This window comes from Roseivirga sp. 4D4 (assembly GCF_001747095.1).
Classification (GTDB): Bacteria; Bacteroidota; Bacteroidia; order Cytophagales; family Cyclobacteriaceae; genus Roseivirga.
Genome location: NZ_MDGP01000001.1, coordinates 3,124,810 through 3,142,218, shown reverse-complemented (window position 1 = coordinate 3,142,218; position 17,409 = coordinate 3,124,810). Strand labels below are relative to the sequence as shown.

The window sequence follows — 17,409 nt, the reverse complement described above, 5'->3', positions numbered from 1 at the left end:
TTCTAGTTAAATGACACGATCACGTTTGCTTTTTCTATTGTATTGAAAGGAATAGATGCCTTTTCAAGTTTCACCTTCTTCTTTTCAGTTATCTCTTTTTGTATATCCAATGCTTCTTTGGAAAGACCTTCTAGTTTTCCTTGGAGCACAGTTCCATCGACTAATCTGATCTTTAGTTTACGGCCCACATTTTTGGCAAACTGTCTTTCAGAAGCCAAAGGATGGTCCAGACCAGGTGAGGAAACCTCTAACACAAAGGCATCCTGAATTAGGTCTCTTTCTTCGATCTGGTAGGACACTTGTCTGCTCAGCGATGCACAGTCGTCAATTGTAACGCCATTGTCCCCATCAAGCAAAATCAAATGTTTTGTTCTTCCAGTTACTCCTTTGGATATTACATCGACAATGAAGTAGCTCTCATCCTTTAAAAAGGATTCTGCGAGAGCTCTTATTTCCGATGTTATGTCCATATAAGTACAAAGAAAGAGGGGACTTAAAGGTCCCCTCTGGTGTAATTCCAAATAAGTACTGCAAAAGTAGTTGATTTTTATTTCTTATCAAATACGTTAGTCATTCCTATTTTATGGAAAAAGGCTCTTATTTTTAGGTCAGATCTATGTCCTATGCGCTTTAAGTACTCAATAATTTTAGTGGTTTTCGTCCTTGCGGTTTTCTCTTGCGGAGGTGATGGCAACTCCCAAAAGACCTCAAATGCGAAAGTTGAGTTAAAACCAGCTCCATCTGTCAATGCAGATTCGGTTTATGGCTTTGTCCAAAAACAAGTTGATTTTGGTCCCAGAGTGCCGAACACCCAAGCGCATAAAGCTGCTTCAAAGTGGTTCAAGGAAAAATTCGAGAGTTATGGTGCCTCTGTCATCATGCAGAATTTCACTCAATATATCTATGACGGGACCAAAGCAGAACTTACGAATGTGATCGCTTCTTTCAACCCGGAAAGGAAGAAGCGAATTTTGTTGGCGGCACATTGGGATACGCGCCCCTTTGCCGATCGTGATGATGAAGACACCTATGCTGCCATAGATGGAGCTAATGATGGTGGAAGTGGTGTTGGCGTATTGTTAGAAGTAGCGAGGTTACTAAGTGAGAATGAAGCCCCCGATGTTGGTGTGGACATTATCTTATTTGATGGTGAAGATTGGGGAGAACATTTCGAAGAAGGGAGTAAGCAGTTGCCGGCAGGTCAGGATACTTGGTGGTGCTTAGGGTCTCAATACTGGAGTAAAAACAAGCACAAGTCAGGTTATACAGCTTATTATGGAATTTTGCTAGACATGGTAGGTGCCCCAAATGCGACTTTCCTCTATGATTCAGTGTCAAGGGAAAATGCTGGAAGAACGCTTGAAAAGGTATGGGGAATTGCCGGTCAACTAGGGCATGGGTCGATGTTCATTCAGCAGAATGGATTTAGCAACATCATTGATGACCATGTCTATGTGAATAATATTGCCAGAATTCCGATGATTGACATTATTGATTATCGGGAAGAGACAGGTTCATTCACTCCTGCATGGCACACAACAAACGACAATATGGAGAACATAAGTAAGGAGACACTTTCGGCTGTCGCGTCAGTGCTTATGAGTGTTCTTTATAACGAATGATTAGTCTGTAATTAATTTTCTTAGGTATTTACCATACCCAGATTTTTCAAGAGGTTCTGCTATTTCAATGAGCTGTTCTTTGGAGATGTATTTCATACGATAGGCAATTTCCTCAATACATGAGATTTTAATGCCTTGTCTTTCTTCCAAGATTTGTACAAACTGTGCGGCCTGTATGAGTGAATCAATAGTGCCAGTGTCTAACCATGCTGTACCTCTGTCCATTTGACTGACTTTTAGCTTGCCCATCTCTAAATAAGCCTTATTGATATCAGTTATTTCGAGTTCCCCTCTTGGACTGGGTTTAAGGTTTTTAGCAATCTCAACCACTTGGTTGTCGTAAAAATATAATCCCGGAACTGCCCAATTTGACTTGGGATCTGATGGTTTTTCTTCGATTGACAGGGCATTCATATTCTCATCAAAGTCAACGACCCCATAGCGTTCGGGATCATTTACTCTGTATGCATAAATAACCCCTCCATCAGGATCAGTATTACTCTGCAGAAGCTTTGGTAATCCTGAGCCATAAAAAATGTTATCGCCAAGCACTAGGGCTACCTTATCATTGCCAATAAACTCTTCTCCGATAATAAAGGCTTGTGCCAGTCCCTCAGGTTTGGGTTGCTCGGCATAGCTGAAAGTACATCCGACCCTGCTTCCATCACCTAACAAATGTTTAAAAAGAGGGAGGTCATGCGGGGTTGAAATGATAAGAATGTCACGAATACCTGATAGCATTAATATGGAAAGGGGATAGTAGATCATCGGCTTATCATATACAGGCATAAGTTGCTTGCTGATCGCAATGGTCAATGGATGAAGTCTAGTGCCTGATCCTCCTGCTAGTATAATTCCTTTCATGCCTTGTACTGTTTATCGTAATATTCCTGATAAGAACCGGAGGTTACATGTTCGAGCCATTCCGTATTTTCAAGATACCAATCTACTGTTTTTTCAAGACCTTCCTCAAATTGGAGGGACGGCTCCCAGCCTAGATCATTCTTTATTTTGTTCGCATCAATGGCATATCTCATGTCATGTCCTGCTCGATCCTTGACAAAGGTGATTAGTGCTCTGGATTTACCTTCCGGTCTTCCAAGCTTTCCGTCCATGATGTCACAAAGTAGTTTTACAATATCGATGTTCTTCCATTCATTAAAACCACCGACATTATAAGTGCTTCCAACTTCTCCTTTATGATAGATATCATCAATTGCCCTGGCATGGTCAACCACGAATAGCCAATCTCTAATATTCTCGCCTTTGCCATAAATAGGAAGGGGTTTGTTTTCCTTTATGTTACGAATACACAAGGGGAGAAGCTTTTCTGGAAACTGGTTAGGACCATAATTATTGGAGCAGTTAGAAATAACCACGGGCAACTTATAGGTATTTGCATAGGCTCTCACAAAGTGATCTGAACTCGCCTTCGAAGCAGAATACGGAGATTGAGGATCATAGGGAGTATCTTCCAGGAAGAACCCCTCAGCTCCCAAAGATCCATAAACTTCGTCTGTAGACACATGATAAAACCGCTTGCCTTCACGGTTGTTCTCCCATGCCGATTTAGCACTATTCAATAGGTTTACTGTGCCAAGTACATTGGTATTGACAAAAGCGAGAGGGTCAGTAATCGACCGATCGACATGAGATTCCGCAGCGAGGTGAATCACACCATCAAATTGGTATTGGCTGAAAAGTCTATCTAAGAAATGAGCATCACAAATATCTCCTTTGACGAAAGTATAATTCTTGCTTGATGCGATGTCATCCAGGTTTTCTAGGTTACCAGCATAGGTCAGTTTGTCGAGGTTGACAATCTGATATTCAGGGTACTTATTGACCAACAACCTTACCACATGGTTTCCGATAAACCCAGCCCCTCCAGTTATCAATATGCTCTTCATATTTCTTTTTTATCAAATCTAAAATTAAGCTTTCCAAGTGAAACGGGTGTTCGTTGACTGTTTATTTTAAAGAGTTGAACAGTGGAAATTAAAGGTTAACCATTCTACCTAACAAACGTTTGTTTGGAGAAGTAATTTGACTAATTTTCGACAAACTATAATAGGAATGGATTTCGAGATGAATGAAAACCAATCAATGATCGCTGATATGATCAGAGATTTCGGTGAGAAAGAGATAACCCCACATAGAAATCGGTGGGATGATGATCAAGAGTTTCCGATTCACATTTTCAAAAAGTTTGGTGAACTCGGATTAATGGGTGTTCTGGTACCACAAGAGTATGGAGGCTCTGGTTTTGGTTATCATGAATACATCACGGTAGTATCTGAAGTTGCCAAGTTAGACCCCGGTATAGGTTTATCCGTTGCCGCTCATAATTCACTTTGTACAGGTCATATATTACAATTTGGCTCGGCTGCTCAGAAGGAGAAGTGGCTGCCGAAATTGGCCACCGCTGAATGGATTGGTGCTTGGGGCTTGACTGAACCAAACACTGGCTCCGATGCTGGAAATATGAGAACCACAGCCAAAAAGGATGGTGATCACTGGGTTATTAATGGCACGAAGAATTGGATTACACATGGTAAGTCGGGAGATGTTGCTGTAGTGATCGTTAGGACAGGTGAAACCGGTGATTCTCATGGAATGACTGCCTTTGTGGTGGAAAGGGGCACGCCAGGATTCAAGGCTGGTAAGAAAGAAGATAAATTGGGAATGCGTTCTTCAGAGACGGCCGAAATGATCTTTGAAGATTGCCGCATTCCTGCTGAGAACATGCTTGGCAATGAGGGTGAGGGCTTTATTCAGGCTATGAAGATATTGGATGGTGGAAGAATTTCTATTGCCGCCCTTAGTTTAGGTATCGCGGAAGGCGCTTTTAACGAGGCATTGAAATATGCCCAAGAAAGAGAGCAATTCAATCAGCCCATCTTTAATTTTCAGGGAATTTCTTTCAAATTGGCTGATATGGCCACTAAGATTGAAGCGGCTACACTATTGACTCATCAGGCGGCTCAACTCAAAAATGAAGGAAAGCCAATGACCAAAGAGTCAGCCATGGCCAAGTATCATGCCTCTGAATGTGCCGTAGAGTGCGCCACAGAGGCCGTACAGATTTTTGGAGGTTATGGGTATACGAAAGACTATCCAGTGGAGAAGTACTACAGAGATTCGAAACTTTGCACGATCGGTGAAGGGACTTCTGAGATTCAGAAACTGGTAATTGCACGACAGATTTTGAGCTAATCACGTAAGGCTTATTCTTTCTTTTACAGATAGTTATTGAATTTCCGAAAAGGTTGTACCTTTGCCCTCCGAATTGAGAGGAGGTGTTTAATATATTATGATCATCATTAATGTAAAAGAAAACGAGTCTATTGATAAAGCCCTTAAGCGTTTCAAGAAGAAATTCGAGAAAACTGGAGTACTAAAAGAGCTTAGATCTAGAACTGCGTACGAAAAGCCTTCTGTCAGTCGAAGAACTGAAAAAATTAAGGCGGCCTACAAGCAAAAGATGTACGCCAAAGAAAACTACTAAGGCGTTCTGATTATGCCTTTAAATTACTATGTTAGTACTGTGTGTAATACGCAGTGCTGACATGGTAGATTCTTTCCTGAAATACATATCATTCGAGAAACGTTACAGCAAGCACACTGTAAGTTCCTACCAAAACGATCTCGGACAATTTCGTTCCTTTATTCAAGACAAGTTTCAAGCTGACCAACTCAGTGAGGCGACTCAGTTGATGATACGCTCATGGGTATTATCGCTTATGGATGCTAATATTTCGGCCAGAAGTGTCAATAGAAAGATTGCTAGTCTTAGGTCTTATTTCAAGTTCTTGCTAAAACGAGAGGAAATCAAGAAGGACCCGACTTCTAAGATTCGATCATTGAAGATCGACAAAGAGTTACCAAGCTTCGCTGACGAAGCTGAATTCTCAACTTTTTTAGATAGTGTTGTTTTCCCAGACTCATTTGAAGGAAGGAGAGATCAGGTAATTCTCGAGATGCTTTATGGCACGGGTATAAGACTTGCTGAATTACTTGGATTGAAAGTTTCAGATATCAACGAAAGTCAATCGACAATTAAGGTGCTTGGCAAACGGAATAAGGAAAGAGTCATTCCAATCTCGAATGCTTTAAGCGAGTTAGTAAAAAGTTATGTCGATGAGAAAAATCATGTGTTTTCTCATGACCTAAACTCATATTTAATCGTAAACAAAGACGGAGGGCAGGCATACTCGATGTTGATATACAGAACCGTTAAGAAGTATTTAAGTCAAGTCTCATCAATAGATAAGAAAAGCCCTCATGCATTACGCCATTCATTTGCGACTCACCTGTTGAACAAAGGAGCCGATTTGAATGCGGTTAAGGATTTATTAGGCCATAGTAGTTTGGCAGCAACACAAGTTTATACACACAATTCACTAGAAAAATTGAAGTCTGTTTTTGATCAGGCTCATCCTAAAGCATAAGTTTAACCCTTTAAATTTTAGAATTATGAAAGTACAAGTTCAATCAATCCACTTCGATGCAGATGCAAAGCTCATTGATTTCATCCAGAAGAAATTAGATAAGTTGGATACCTATTATGATAGGACTATTGATGCTGAAGTAATACTTAAACTCAATAATGAGGGGATTGAGAATAAGACAGTGGAAATTAAACTAAATGTACCAGGTGACCAGCTTTTTGCGAACAAGACCAATGGGTCTTTTGAAGCTGCCACCGATCATTGTGCTGAAGCCCTGAGGCGGCAAATCAAAAAGCACAAGGATAAATTAGTAGCACACTAAATAAAAAAGCCCCGATAATTCGGGGCTTTTTTATTATAGGCCAAATGCCTGTTTTACTTTGTCTACATAATCAAGTTTCTCCCACGTGAAGAGTTCCACTTCGAAAGTCTCAGGCTGTCCACTTGAATTAATGAATGTTTTGCTTACTGTTTCGTTTTTTCTTCCCATATGTCCATAAGCCGCTGTTTCGGTGTACATAGGGTTTCTTAATTTAAGACGGCTCTCGATTGCAAACGGTCTCATGTCGAAGACCTCTGATACTTTTTGAGCTATTTCTCCATCACTCAAATCTACTTTACCAGTACCATAAGTATCTATAAAGATGCCCATTGGCTCAACTACTCCAATTGCATAAGAAACCTGTACGAGTACTTCGTCAGCTACTCCAGCAGCCACGAGGTTTTTGGCGATATGTCTTGTTGCGTAGGCAGCAGAACGGTCAACTTTTGAAGGGTCTTTTCCAGAAAAAGCACCACCACCATGAGCTCCTTTACCACCGTAGGTATCTACAATAATCTTACGACCTGTCAGGCCTGTATCACCATGAGGACCACCAATCACAAATTTTCCGGTAGGGTTTATGTGATACTTAATCTGATCATTAAAAAGTGCTTGAATATGAGCTGGAAGCTGAGCTTTTACCCGAGGAATAAGAATGTCAACAATATCTTTTCTGATTTTGGCAAGCATGGCCTCATCGGTATCAAAGTCATCATGCTGTGTGGATACGACAATGGCTTCAATGCGCTGAGGTATGTTATCATCAGAATATTCTATGGTTACCTGTGATTTGGCATCGGGTCTCAAATAGGTGATTTCTGAACTCTCTCTTCTAAGGTCTGCTAGGACTTGAAGAATCTTATGAGAAAGATCAAGCGCCAATGGCATATAATTCTCAGTCTCTTTTGAGGCATAGCCAAACATCATGCCTTGATCACCTGCTCCTTGTTCTTCCTTTGATGCTCTGTCAACCCCTCTATTGATATCGTCTGATTGCTCGTGAATAGCGGAAAGCACACCACACGATTTACTATCGAATTGATATTCCGCCTTAGTATACCCAATATGCTGGATAGTTTCCCTGGCAATTCTCTGAACATCTAGATAGGTGTTCGACTTAACCTCACCGGCTAAGATTACCTGACCAGTGGTCACAAGTGTTTCACAAGCCACTTTTGACTCAGCGTCAAATGCTAAGAAATTATCAATGAGTGCATCTGATATCTGATCAGCTACTTTATCTGGATGTCCTTCAGAAACAGATTCTGATGTAAATAAATAAGGCATACTTCAAATGTTTGAGGGCACAAAAATAGAAGTATGACTGGAATAAAGAAAACTTATTTTACTTCGGGCTAATTGGCATAAATCAAGAAGATGGTTGGGATTTTGTTTAATGCGATTTCACCAAGTTTCCACTTGATTACTGACTTGGTCATTACCACCTCTTTTTGCCCTGTAACATCACGTGCTACACAGAGAAATGTATCTTTCCGTGCTACTTTTAAAATATCCCCTAGTAGTTGCTCATTTCGGTAAGGCGTATCCATGAATATTTGCGTCTGATCTTTTTCCTTAGATTCTTTCTCTAAGGCTCGGATCTTTTGCTGGCGTTCTTTTTTATCAATGGGCAGATAGCCATGAAAAGCAAAAGACTGCCCATTGAAACCACTCGCCATAAGTGCTAATAGAATTGACGAGGGGCCTACTATAGGTTGGCATTCTATACCGAATTGATGTGCCATATGAACCAATCTGGCCCCTGGATCGGCAATGCCAGGGCAGCCTGACTCAGAGATTATTCCCGCACTTTTCCCTTCAAGAATCGGTTGCAAAAGATCAATACAGTCTTCGAAAGAGGTGTTCTTATCAAGTAATTCGAACTTTAAATCTTCGATGAATAAACCCAGTTTTAAGGAGCTGATGTACCTTCTAGCAGTTCTAATATTCTCTACCAAAAATAAATCGCAATCCAAGATGGCTCTCCTAACTTGATTCGGAATAACCTCTTCCTGAGTACCATCAGAAATGATATTTGGAATGATATAGACTTTTCCTGCACTCATTTAAGACAAAAATTCGATCACTTTTTTGTAAAAATCACTGGGGTTTTCGGCATGCAGCCAATGACCAGCTCCATCAATAGTGTCCACTTTACTGTTCGGAAACACCGAGTGAATCAAGTTAAAGTCATCATTCAATATATAGTCCGAGTTTCCTCCTCTAAGGAAAAGGGTCTCTCTATCTATAATGGCATTTTGATTTAAAGCCTTGCCTACCTCTTCGATATTCTTAGCAATGATATCCAAATTCATTTTCCACTTAAAACCGCTACCCTCCCTACTCAGGTTTTTAAGTAAAAACTGCCTTATTCCAAAATCTGTGATGGATTTTGCTAGTATATCATCAGCCTCTTTTCTCGAGGTGAGTTGATTGATGGGTACAGAGTAGAACGCCTTTAGTATTTCGGTATGATGTACTGGGTAGAATTTAGGACCAATGTCAGCGATAACCAGCTTATCCAATTTTTCAGGGTGCTGCCTAGCGAACTCCATTGCAGTCTTTCCTCCCATGGAATGGCCAATGATGTGAGATTTTTGAATACCAAGAGAACCCATTAATTGACAGAGGTCCTCGGCCATTTCTTCATAGGAAAATAGGTCGTCATGAAATGACTGTCCGTGATTTCTTTGATCTACAAGGAAAACTTTAAAGTCTTCTCCAAACTTTTTGCCCAAAGTCACCCAATTATCGAGAGACCCGAAAAGGCCGTGAAGTATGATCAGAGGTTGGCCTTCACCGAAGGACTTATAGTTGAGTAGCATTTATTTTAATTCTCTTAAATATAGTTGAATGGTATTTTCGAGGCCATAATATAGCGCATCACAAAACAAGGCATGTCCAATACTTACTTCATCCAAGCTAACCAACTCCTGCTTCAAATAATTCAGGTTAGTTAAATCAAGATCGTGGCCTGCGTTTATCCCTAAGCCTAATTCATGTGCTCTCTTAGATGATTCTTTATATGGGGCAATCGCTTCTTGTGGATTGGTCTTGTGGCCTGTAGCATACATTTCGGTATACAGCTCGATCCGATCAGTTCCAACTTTAGCAGCGCCCTCAATGATTGACAGCTCAGGCTCTACGAAAATTGAAGTTCGAATACCCATCGATTTAATATGCTCAATCAACTCCTTCAGCTTGTCTTTGTGAGTAACAGTATCCCAACCAGCATTTGAAGTCAGAACATATGGAGGGTCTGGAACAAGTGTAGCCTGATCAGGCCTTACATCCTCAAGAATTTTTAAAAACCTTTCATCAGGGTAACCCTCAATATTGAACTCTGTCGTCACCACATCCTTAAGGTCATATACGTCTTGGGTTGTAATATGTCTTTCATCCGGTCTGGGATGTACCGTAATTCCTTGTGCTCCAAAACGCTCCGCATCTTGAGCCACTTTTACCACATTTGGGTTGTCACCGCCTCGTGCATTTCGCAGTGTTGCTACTTTGTTAATGTTAACACTAAGTCTAGTCATTCAAATTCCCTTTATTGCATAACTTTGCGCGCAAGTTAATGATTAAAAAAATCGAAATTATTCTCAAATGAGCTTAAAACAACAAATCGAAGCAGATATCAAAACCGCCATGTTAGCGAAGCAAAAAGATGAGCTTCAGGCGTTGCGGGCAATCAAATCAATGATTTTGCTTGCAGAAACTGAAAAAGGAAATGACGGTTCTGTATCAGTTGACGCTGAACTTAAATTGTTGATGAAGGCTGTCAAACAGAGAAAAGATTCAGCACAGATCTACAAGGATCAAGGACGCGATGACCTTATGGAAACGGAACTCAAAGAGATTGCTGTAATCGAAAAGTATCTACCAAAGCAATTGTCTGAGGATGAAATTCGTTCAGAACTTGTGAAAATCATTGAGCAGATGGGTGCTTCAGGCCCTCAGGATATGGGCAAAGTAATGGGTATGGCATCTAAAGCACTCGCAGGCAAGGCAGACGGAAAAACCATATCTGGTATCGTGAAATCAATTTTGGTAGGCTAGCTTGAAAACACTGGATATCATACTGATTATCCCTCTGGTTTTCGGAGCCGCTATGGGCTATAAAAAAGGCCTTCTACTAGAGATTTTTGGAATCTTGGCTTTTGTACTTGCGATAATAGGGGGCTTCAAACTTATGGAGCTCGGTATGTCCTACCTCTCTGATTATTTCGAGGGTATTGATCATCTACTTCCCTTTATATCTTTTTTGATCATATTTATCGCCATCATTCTTCTGGTGAATATGCTTGGAAAATTAGTTAAGAAGATGGTAGATATGACCCTGTTAGGTGGGGTAGATAAGTTTGCTGGGGCGTTAATAGGCATTGTCAAGTGGGCTATTGGTTTGAGTATCATCTTATGGTTGACGAATAACTTCGGGATTGAACTGCCGGGCCAGGATGAAGAATTGGTGCTTTATCCATTTCTAGCTGAACTCGGTCCAAATCTTATTGCCTCCTTGGATGTGGTTCTCCCTTTTGCAGAAGAAATGCTTGAATCCATCAAAGAGTTAATCTCTCCGGTTTGATCCTACTGTTAGATAATTATGATTCATTTACGTATAACCTGGTTGACTATTTCGGTCAATTGGGTATTGAATCAAAAGTATTCAGAAATGATAGTCCGCTAGAGCAAATTCAAGCCTTTGAATACGAGGGAATAGTACTGTCTCCAGGGCCAGAGAGCCCATCAAGTGCTGGAAATTTATTAGAAGTTGTAGGCCACTACATTGGTCAGTGCCCTATGCTTGGCATATGTTTAGGTCATCAGGCTATTGCTGAATTCTTAGGAGGAAATCTATCAAAGGCAGAGTATCCCATGCATGGCAAAATCTCACGAATTTCTACCGAGAAGAGTCATGTTTTTAAAGACTTACCTCAACATTTTGAGGTAGTGCGCTATCATTCTTTAATTGTCAATAGGCTTCCCTCTACCCTTACGCCAACTGCTTTTACGCCATCGGGAGAGTTAATGGCTTATGAAAGTGAGCCCACATTGAAGGCTTGGGGTCTGCAATTCCATCCAGAGGCAGTATTGACACAATATGGATTGGAAATGCTTAGAAATTGGGTGACATTTTATAATATTGTTTAGTCCCTTGAGGAGAAATCAAGAACTAAATGCCTTTTGGCATCGTTTTACGTCAAAGCTCAAATAAAAAAATGGTAGCAGTCGAATTGATAAATCATATGATTCCACCTTTGAAGCCGTCCGATGATGGGCATAAGGCAATTGTATGGATGGAAGAGCTAAGGACCAACCAGCTACCAGTCATTGAAAAAGGGAAGTTTCTTGGGTTTATCACCGAAGAGATTATTCTTGAGGAGAACGATTCAAAAAGGCCAATTAGAGACTATTTTTTAGATGGTGAAGATTGCTTTGTAATCGAGCATCAACACTTCTATGATGTCATTAAGGTAGCAACTGAGCATGATTTTCAGATGGTTGCTGTTTTATCAGAAACTGGCGGTTTCCAAGGTGTGATTGCTATTGAAGACACTATCAATGCCTTTGCAGAATCTACGGCAATTCAGGAACCAGGTGCTATTTTAGTACTGCTAATGAACCAGAGAGACTACTCTCTTGCAGAGATTAGTCGTTTGGTAGAGGCAGAAGGAGCTAGAATACTCAGTAGTACCGTCAACCCTGACCCCAAGGATATGTCAATGCTGAGGGTTACACTTAAACTTAACAAAACAGAGATTTCACACATCACTGCTTCATTGGAGAGGTTTGGTTATCGTATAATCGGAAGGTTCCAAGAAGAGGAGATAAAATCGAATGATCAAGAGCGATTTGATCTCTTGATGCGTTACCTCAATATTTAATCCATACATGAGAATCGCGATACATGGTAAAAGTACTGGCCCTGAGGCTCAGCATTGCATTCGTGATGTTTTCGAACTTTTAGAAAAGCACAACATTGAGGCTGCCATATCCAGTAGTTATAAATCAGATCTCAATGAGAAACAATTTGATTCCAGCGAGTTGAGCACCTTTAATTTGGGTGACGATTTATCATCATTCGATTACATTTTCAGTTTAGGAGGTGACGGTACCATACTGGATGCCATTACTTATGCGAGTAGTGCTGAGGTGCCAATTATTGGTATTAACCTAGGCAGGTTAGGATTTCTCGCCACCACCCCCAGAAATGAGATCAGCGATATTTTTGATAGGCTTATCAGTGGAAATTTGAGTATTGAGTCTCGCTCTTTGGTTCATGTAGATTCCAATCAGGATCTTTTTAAACCACATAATTTCGGACTTAATGAACTCACAATTGTGAAGAAGGAGACATCTTCGATGATCGTTGTTCATACATATGTAGATGGTGATTACCTGAATTCCTATTGGGCTGATGGCCTCATTGTATCCACCCCCACCGGTTCTACGGGCTATTCTCTGAGTTGTGGCGGCCCTTTGGTGCATCCAAGCATGAAGAACTTCATTATTACACCTGTCAGTCCACATAATCTTAATGTACGTCCAATTATAGTATCAGATCAGAGTGTTATCACCTTTGAAATAGAAGGTAGGTCCAGGCAATTCATGGTTTCTTTGGACTCTCGTTCTCAAAGTGTAGACGATAGTGTGAAAATTTCCGTTAGGAGAGAAGAATTTGAGGCCAAGCTGGTTCGTTTTAACAACCATAAGTATTTTGATACCTTGCGCCACAAATTAAATTGGGGCTTGGATGCGAGAAATTGAGTTAACAATATTTAACTCGCACCCTGAAAAACGTTACTACATTGTTATCTAGCTTGCGCTCATATCATACGGATAAACTGACTCAGCCAGTTTTTTGGCTGACATTATTTTTCCTTACCCTGTCACCTCAGTATCTCAAAGCACAGAATACTGAGATTGGGATGGAATTAGGAGGATATAGTTACTTAGGAGATGTTGCTCGAAGCTATCAGTTCAGCAATAACTCATTAGGAGGTCAGTTTTTCATCAGAAAACACATAGATGATGGTTTAAGCATTAGATTTTCTGTCGGTGCAGGACAATTGGAAGGTGCAGACGATGAAGCTTTTGACGTATTTTCAGCAAATAGAAGAGCCTCTTTTCAAGGAGACTTTGTCAATACAGACATGCTTTTTGAGTATCACTTCTTAGACTACCGGAACCCAAAGCTAGATCAGTACTGGACGCCTTATATATTGTTTGGTATTGGTGCCTATAGGTTTGAGGGACAAGACCAATTGTCAAATGTGTATTCTTCTGGCCTAAAGTTAAGAATCCCTGTAGGAGTAGGTATCAAGGTAAAATTGGACAGGCGTTGGACCTTAGGAATGTCAGCTTCCGTCATCAAGACAAACTCTGATGTTTTAGATAATGTGTCCTTGTCGACACCCAATATCAAAGATTATCGAGGAGGTAATCCAAATGATGATGATGTCATGTTTTTTACCGGATTCTCTCTGAGTTACACTTTCTTTCGGATTGTTTGTCCAAAACCATTCTTTTAATCTCTGACAAAGAGTTGATTAGGACATTTAGAAACCAATTCCATTTTTGTACCTTCGCGGTTGATTTTTGAGAAGCTGGTAGAATGAAGGAACAAATCAAGGCAGAATCTCTCCCCCAACATGTGGCTGTTATCATGGATGGCAATGGTCGTTGGGCTAAGAAAAAAGGGGCTGCGCGCGTTTTTGGGCATAAAAATGCAATCAAGGCTGTGCGTGATGTCACAGAAGGTTGTGCGGAATTAGGAGTCAAATACTTGACCCTTTATGCTTTTTCTACAGAAAATTGGTCTCGACCAAAATTAGAGGTTACAGCACTTATGGAGCTGTTAGTTTCTACTCTTAGCTCTGAAATGAAGACACTAATGGATAATGGCATAAAGCTAGATACCATTGGTGATACGGAGAGCTTACCTCCTAAGTGTCAAAGAGAACTTAAAGAGGCAATGGAAAAAACCTCCAAGAATAATAGGATGACACTGGTCTTAGCTTTGAGCTATAGTGGTCGTTGGGATATCACACAAGCTACCAAGTCAATTGCTAGAGATATGGCCGAGGGCAAAATTGATGCTGAAAATATTAATCAAGATTTAATAGACAATTATTTAAACACCTCAGGTATTCCTGATCCTGAGTTGTTGATAAGAACCAGTGGGGAACAACGCATAAGTAATTTCTTGCTTTGGCAAATGGCTTACACGGAATTCTTTATAACAGATACGCTGTGGCCAGACTTCAGAAGAGAAGACTTGTACAAAGCACTAATATCATATCAGGAGAGAGAACGTAGATTCGGAATGACAAGCGAACAATTAAAGAGTTGAGAAAGCGGATGAGAAAGTTATTGGTAGCTGTCATAGTCATGCTCGTTTGTGCGAGCGCGTTTGCCCAGAATAGATATGGTGTAAATGCAGGTGAAGGCGTTCAGATTGACTATTCTAACCCAAAAGTTTTTGAGATTGCGGATATCAAATTCACTGGCCTTACGAGCCTGAGTGAGAAAGCATTGATCTCATTTTCTGGAATTAAAGTAGGTGATCGTATACCAATCCCTGGTCAGCAAATCTCTGATGCTATTAAAAAGCTTTGGACCGAAGGTATCATAGCGGACGTTCAATTCTGGCTAACGCGTACAGATGGTGACAGGGCGTTTATTGAAGTTAAGATTGCTGAAAGACCACGAATTCGACAGTTTGAGATATCCGGCATTAACTCTACTCAAGAGACCGATATTAAAGATCAGATAGGGATTATAGGAAAAGTGGCGAGCCCTGCACTGATCAAGAACTCCGAGATTGTAATCCGTAAGTACTTTGTTGAAAAAGGTTTTTTGAATACAACGGTAAAAACCATCCAGAACCGAGATACTGTATTGACTGATGGAGTAGGCTTGAGGTTTGAGGTGGATAAACGTTCAAAAGTAAAAATTAACAAAATCTACTTCGAAGGAAATGACTCTTTCGATGACAAGCGTTTGAAAAGGACTTTCAGAAAAACCAATGAGAAGCCTCGGTTTTGGTTAGTATCAAAATTATTTGATCAGGTTTTTAAGACCAACCCTAATTCTATTAGAAATTATGTAGACTCTTCTTACACAGTTTCGAACAAAAAGTTCAAGGAGTTTTTGAATGATAACGTCAAACTTAACTTCCTGAATGGTTCCAAGTTCATCCAAAATCAATTTCGAGATGACAAGCAGTCGTTGATTGACTTTTATAACTCAAGGGGCTTTAGAGATGCCGAAGTAGTTGATGATGAAGTGGTAAAAGTTAATGAAGACTTCATTGATGTGAAGGTTAAAGTAGATGAAGGCAATAAATACTATGTACGTAATATTGATTGGGTAGGAAATTTCAAGTACTCCGATGAATTTCTTTCAGAGAAACTTGATATCAAAAAAGGGGATGTCTATAACCGTCAGAAATTTGATGAAAGAACACAGTTTGATGGTAGAAATGGAGACGATATAAGTTCTCTTTACACAGATGATGGTTATCTATTCTTTAGACTTGATATTGTTGAGGTTAGAGCCGAGAATGATTCTGTAGATATTGAAATGAGAATGTATGAGGGTGAACAGGCCGTCATAAAGCGGATTATTCTCAAAGGTAACAATCGAACCAGCGATCATGTAGTTTTGAGAGAAATCAGAACCTTACCTGGACAGAAGTATAGCAGAAAAGAACTGATTAGAACGATCCAAGAGCTTGGTCAACTAGGTTATTTCGATCCTGAGCAAATTAATCCTCAGCCGATCCCAAATCTTGCTGATGGAACTGTAGATGTTGTTTTTGACCTGGTCGAAAAGTCCTCAGACCAGATTCAGCTCTCAGGTGGTTTTGGTGGTCCTTTTGGTTTTGTCGGTACGGTTGGTCTTTCCTTGAATAACTTTTCTATCAGAAATATTAATGATTGGGATAAGTGGAGACCATATCCTAGTGGAGACGGTCAAAAACTGTCATTACAATTGCAATCCAATGGACGAAGATTTAGAAGCTATAGTTTAGTATTCTCTGAACCATGGCTAGGTGGGAGAAAGCCAAACAACTTTACAGTTAGTCTAAATAGAACGTCCAATAGAACGATCAACTTTACAAACAACGACCTGCTTGGTTTCCTTAAGGCTACGGGTGTTACGATTGGCTTGGGTAGAAGATTGAGGTGGCCTGATGACTATTTCCAGATTCAGAATACGCTTTCTTACCAACTTTATGATGTGTTTAACTTCGGTAATACACTAGGCTTCTCCACAGGGCAGTCTAATAGTTTGACCTTTAACACAACTATTTCAAGGAGTAATATTGACCAACCTACTTTCCCAAGATATGGTTCTCAGTTTACCCTTGCCATAAATGCTACCCCTCCTTGGTCATTGCTAAATCCAGATAGGTTCGAGGGAGAATTAACTGAGCAGGAACGCTATCGATTTGTGGAGTATCATAAATGGATGATGGACTTTTCATTGTTTATTCCGTTGAGTAAGAAGCTCGTTATTAATGCACGAGCTCATATGGGCTTCATTGGAACTTACTCTAGTAGGACTGACTCCGGACCATTCGAAAGGTTCTTCTTGGGAGGTAACGGTCTGAATGGAGGAAACAATTTTATAATTGGACAAGACATTATTGCGTTAAGAGGATATGAAGACAATGTTATTGACCCGATAGACCCTAATACTGGTTTTAGAGGAGGCGTTGTATATAACAAATTTGTCGCTGAATTGAGGTATCCTGTTTCGTTAAAACCTTCTTCAACAATCTACTTGTTGGCGTTTGGAGAAGCGGGAAACACGTGGACAGATTTTTCACAGTACTCACCTCGTAAATTGTTCAGGTCCGCTGGTGTCGGTGCTAGAGTCTTCTTACCTGCCTTTGGCTTGTTAGGAATTGATTGGGCACATGGATTCGATCAAGATCCTTCCTTCTCTCCAGCAATTGTTGGTGGCAGCCAAGTGCATTTTACAATTGGACAACAAATCAGGTAGT

General features: G+C 40.4%; 20 protein-coding genes. 13 read left to right on the top strand and 7 right to left on the bottom strand.

The genetic code is table 11. The annotated features are described in order from the left end of the window. Nucleotides 1-2: 2 nt before the first annotated feature. Nucleotides 3-470 carry a ribosome maturation factor RimP gene (rimP, locus tag BFP97_RS13935; RefSeq protein ID WP_069843008.1) on the bottom strand — a complete coding sequence of 156 codons (468 nt, stop codon included), beginning with the start codon at nt 468-470 and terminating at the stop codon, nt 3-5. Nucleotides 471-623: 153 nt separating this feature from the next. Here rimP and BFP97_RS13930 point away from each other — a divergent pair, with 153 nt between their 5' ends. Next, the gene (locus BFP97_RS13930) at nt 624-1,622 is read left to right on the top strand and encodes a M28 family peptidase (protein WP_069843007.1); all 999 of its coding nucleotides are present in this window, start codon (nt 624-626) and stop codon (nt 1,620-1,622) included. Here BFP97_RS13930 and rfbA read toward each other — a convergent pair whose 3' ends face one another. Together rfbA and rfbB are read right to left on the bottom strand one after the other, a co-directional pair. Further along, nucleotides 1,623-2,486 carry a glucose-1-phosphate thymidylyltransferase RfbA gene (gene rfbA / locus BFP97_RS13925; RefSeq protein WP_069843006.1) on the bottom strand — a complete coding sequence of 288 codons (864 nt, stop codon included), beginning with the start codon at nt 2,484-2,486 and terminating at the stop codon, nt 1,623-1,625. Then, the gene (gene rfbB, locus BFP97_RS13920; protein WP_069843005.1) at nt 2,483-3,532 is read right to left on the bottom strand and encodes a dTDP-glucose 4,6-dehydratase; all 1,050 of its coding nucleotides are present in this window, start codon (nt 3,530-3,532) and stop codon (nt 2,483-2,485) included. The genes rfbA and rfbB overlap by 4 nt, the downstream gene beginning before the upstream one ends. A gap of 166 nt (nt 3,533-3,698) precedes the next feature. On the opposite strand from rfbB, the gene BFP97_RS13915 reads away from it, so the two are divergent. From BFP97_RS13915 to hpf, 4 genes are all read left to right on the top strand, one after another. Then, on the top strand, nt 3,699-4,838 hold the full coding sequence (locus BFP97_RS13915) for an acyl-CoA dehydrogenase (protein WP_069843004.1): 1,140 nt from the start codon (nt 3,699-3,701) through the stop codon (nt 4,836-4,838). Between the two features lie 97 nt (nt 4,839-4,935). Next, nucleotides 4,936-5,130 (top strand): 30S ribosomal protein S21, encoded by a 195-nt coding sequence (rpsU, locus tag BFP97_RS13910; RefSeq protein WP_069843003.1) that lies wholly within the window; start codon nt 4,936-4,938, stop codon nt 5,128-5,130. 28 nt (nt 5,131-5,158) lie between these two features. Beyond that, the gene (locus BFP97_RS13905; protein ID WP_255399458.1) at nt 5,159-6,073 is read left to right on the top strand and encodes a tyrosine-type recombinase/integrase; all 915 of its coding nucleotides are present in this window, start codon (nt 5,159-5,161) and stop codon (nt 6,071-6,073) included. A 25-nt stretch (nt 6,074-6,098) separates the two neighbouring features. Next, on the top strand, nt 6,099-6,395 hold the full coding sequence (gene hpf / locus BFP97_RS13900; protein ID WP_069843001.1) for a ribosome hibernation-promoting factor, HPF/YfiA family: 297 nt from the start codon (nt 6,099-6,101) through the stop codon (nt 6,393-6,395). A gap of 33 nt (nt 6,396-6,428) precedes the next feature. Here the strand turns inward: hpf and metK are convergent, their stop codons facing one another. From metK to BFP97_RS13880, 4 genes are all read right to left on the bottom strand, one after another. Further along, complete coding sequence (gene metK / locus BFP97_RS13895; RefSeq protein WP_069843000.1) at nt 6,429-7,682, bottom strand: methionine adenosyltransferase; 1,254 nt, start codon at nt 7,680-7,682, stop codon at nt 6,429-6,431. A 68-nt stretch (nt 7,683-7,750) separates the two neighbouring features. Further along, nucleotides 7,751-8,461, bottom strand: coding sequence for an SAM-dependent methyltransferase (locus BFP97_RS13890; protein WP_069842999.1), 711 nt, complete (start codon nt 8,459-8,461; stop codon nt 7,751-7,753). After that, nucleotides 8,462-9,220 carry an alpha/beta fold hydrolase gene (locus BFP97_RS13885; protein ID WP_069842998.1) on the bottom strand — a complete coding sequence of 253 codons (759 nt, stop codon included), beginning with the start codon at nt 9,218-9,220 and terminating at the stop codon, nt 8,462-8,464. Continuing rightward, nucleotides 9,221-9,934 carry a pyridoxine 5'-phosphate synthase gene (locus BFP97_RS13880; protein WP_069842997.1) on the bottom strand — a complete coding sequence of 238 codons (714 nt, stop codon included), beginning with the start codon at nt 9,932-9,934 and terminating at the stop codon, nt 9,221-9,223. A 67-nt stretch (nt 9,935-10,001) separates the two neighbouring features. On the opposite strand from BFP97_RS13880, the gene BFP97_RS13875 reads away from it, so the two are divergent. The 8 genes from BFP97_RS13875 to BFP97_RS13840 all read left to right on the top strand — a co-directional run bounded on the left by BFP97_RS13875 (nt 10,002) and on the right by BFP97_RS13840 (nt 17,408). Continuing rightward, nucleotides 10,002-10,454, top strand: coding sequence for a GatB/YqeY domain-containing protein (locus BFP97_RS13875; RefSeq protein ID WP_069842996.1), 453 nt, complete (start codon nt 10,002-10,004; stop codon nt 10,452-10,454). A 1-nt stretch (nt 10,455) separates the two neighbouring features. Next, the gene (locus BFP97_RS13870) at nt 10,456-10,980 is read left to right on the top strand and encodes a CvpA family protein (RefSeq protein WP_069842995.1); all 525 of its coding nucleotides are present in this window, start codon (nt 10,456-10,458) and stop codon (nt 10,978-10,980) included. Then, nucleotides 10,977-11,546, top strand: coding sequence for an anthranilate synthase component II (locus BFP97_RS13865; protein ID WP_069842994.1), 570 nt, complete (start codon nt 10,977-10,979; stop codon nt 11,544-11,546). The genes BFP97_RS13870 and BFP97_RS13865 overlap by 4 nt, the downstream gene beginning before the upstream one ends. A 68-nt stretch (nt 11,547-11,614) precedes the next feature. Further along, complete coding sequence (locus BFP97_RS13860; RefSeq protein WP_069844320.1) at nt 11,615-12,280, top strand: CBS domain-containing protein; 666 nt, start codon at nt 11,615-11,617, stop codon at nt 12,278-12,280. A gap of 7 nt (nt 12,281-12,287) precedes the next feature. Continuing rightward, the gene (locus BFP97_RS13855) at nt 12,288-13,163 is read left to right on the top strand and encodes an NAD kinase (protein WP_069842993.1); all 876 of its coding nucleotides are present in this window, start codon (nt 12,288-12,290) and stop codon (nt 13,161-13,163) included. A 41-nt stretch (nt 13,164-13,204) separates the two neighbouring features. Beyond that, nucleotides 13,205-13,927 carry a DUF6089 family protein gene (locus BFP97_RS13850; protein WP_069842992.1) on the top strand — a complete coding sequence of 241 codons (723 nt, stop codon included), beginning with the start codon at nt 13,205-13,207 and terminating at the stop codon, nt 13,925-13,927. Nucleotides 13,928-14,010: 83 nt separating this feature from the next. Next, nucleotides 14,011-14,748, top strand: a complete 738-nt coding sequence (locus tag BFP97_RS13845) for an isoprenyl transferase (protein ID WP_069842991.1) — start codon at nt 14,011-14,013, stop codon at nt 14,746-14,748. Nucleotides 14,749-14,756: 8 nt separating this feature from the next. Next, on the top strand, nt 14,757-17,408 hold the full coding sequence (locus BFP97_RS13840; protein ID WP_069842990.1) for an outer membrane protein assembly factor: 2,652 nt from the start codon (nt 14,757-14,759) through the stop codon (nt 17,406-17,408). Nucleotide 17,409: the final 1 nt, after the last annotated feature.

Bases quoted from the DNA above. Each gene is read 5' to 3' on its own strand.
- rimP (WP_069843008.1), bottom strand. From the start codon at position 470: ATGGACATAACATCGGAAATAAGAGCTCTCGCAGAATCCTTTTTAAAG.
- BFP97_RS13930 (WP_069843007.1), top strand. From the start codon at position 624: ATGCGCTTTAAGTACTCAATAATTTTAGTGGTTTTCGTCCTTGCGGTT.
- rfbA (WP_069843006.1), bottom strand. From the start codon at position 2,486: ATGAAAGGAATTATACTAGCAGGAGGATCAGGCACTAGACTTCATCCA.
- rfbB (WP_069843005.1), bottom strand. From the start codon at position 3,532: ATGAAGAGCATATTGATAACTGGAGGGGCTGGGTTTATCGGAAACCAT.
- BFP97_RS13915 (WP_069843004.1), top strand. From the start codon at position 3,699: ATGGATTTCGAGATGAATGAAAACCAATCAATGATCGCTGATATGATC.
- rpsU (WP_069843003.1), top strand. From the start codon at position 4,936: ATGATCATCATTAATGTAAAAGAAAACGAGTCTATTGATAAAGCCCTT.
- BFP97_RS13905 (WP_255399458.1), top strand. From the start codon at position 5,159: ATGTTAGTACTGTGTGTAATACGCAGTGCTGACATGGTAGATTCTTTC.
- hpf (WP_069843001.1), top strand. From the start codon at position 6,099: ATGAAAGTACAAGTTCAATCAATCCACTTCGATGCAGATGCAAAGCTC.
- metK (WP_069843000.1), bottom strand. From the start codon at position 7,682: ATGCCTTATTTATTTACATCAGAATCTGTTTCTGAAGGACATCCAGAT.
- BFP97_RS13890 (WP_069842999.1), bottom strand. From the start codon at position 8,461: ATGAGTGCAGGAAAAGTCTATATCATTCCAAATATCATTTCTGATGGT.
- BFP97_RS13885 (WP_069842998.1), bottom strand. From the start codon at position 9,220: ATGCTACTCAACTATAAGTCCTTCGGTGAAGGCCAACCTCTGATCATA.
- BFP97_RS13880 (WP_069842997.1), bottom strand. From the start codon at position 9,934: ATGACTAGACTTAGTGTTAACATTAACAAAGTAGCAACACTGCGAAAT.
- BFP97_RS13875 (WP_069842996.1), top strand. From the start codon at position 10,002: ATGAGCTTAAAACAACAAATCGAAGCAGATATCAAAACCGCCATGTTA.
- BFP97_RS13860 (WP_069844320.1), top strand. From the start codon at position 11,615: ATGGTAGCAGTCGAATTGATAAATCATATGATTCCACCTTTGAAGCCG.
- BFP97_RS13855 (WP_069842993.1), top strand. From the start codon at position 12,288: ATGAGAATCGCGATACATGGTAAAAGTACTGGCCCTGAGGCTCAGCAT.
- BFP97_RS13845 (WP_069842991.1), top strand. From the start codon at position 14,011: ATGAAGGAACAAATCAAGGCAGAATCTCTCCCCCAACATGTGGCTGTT.
- BFP97_RS13840 (WP_069842990.1), top strand. From the start codon at position 14,757: ATGAGAAAGTTATTGGTAGCTGTCATAGTCATGCTCGTTTGTGCGAGC.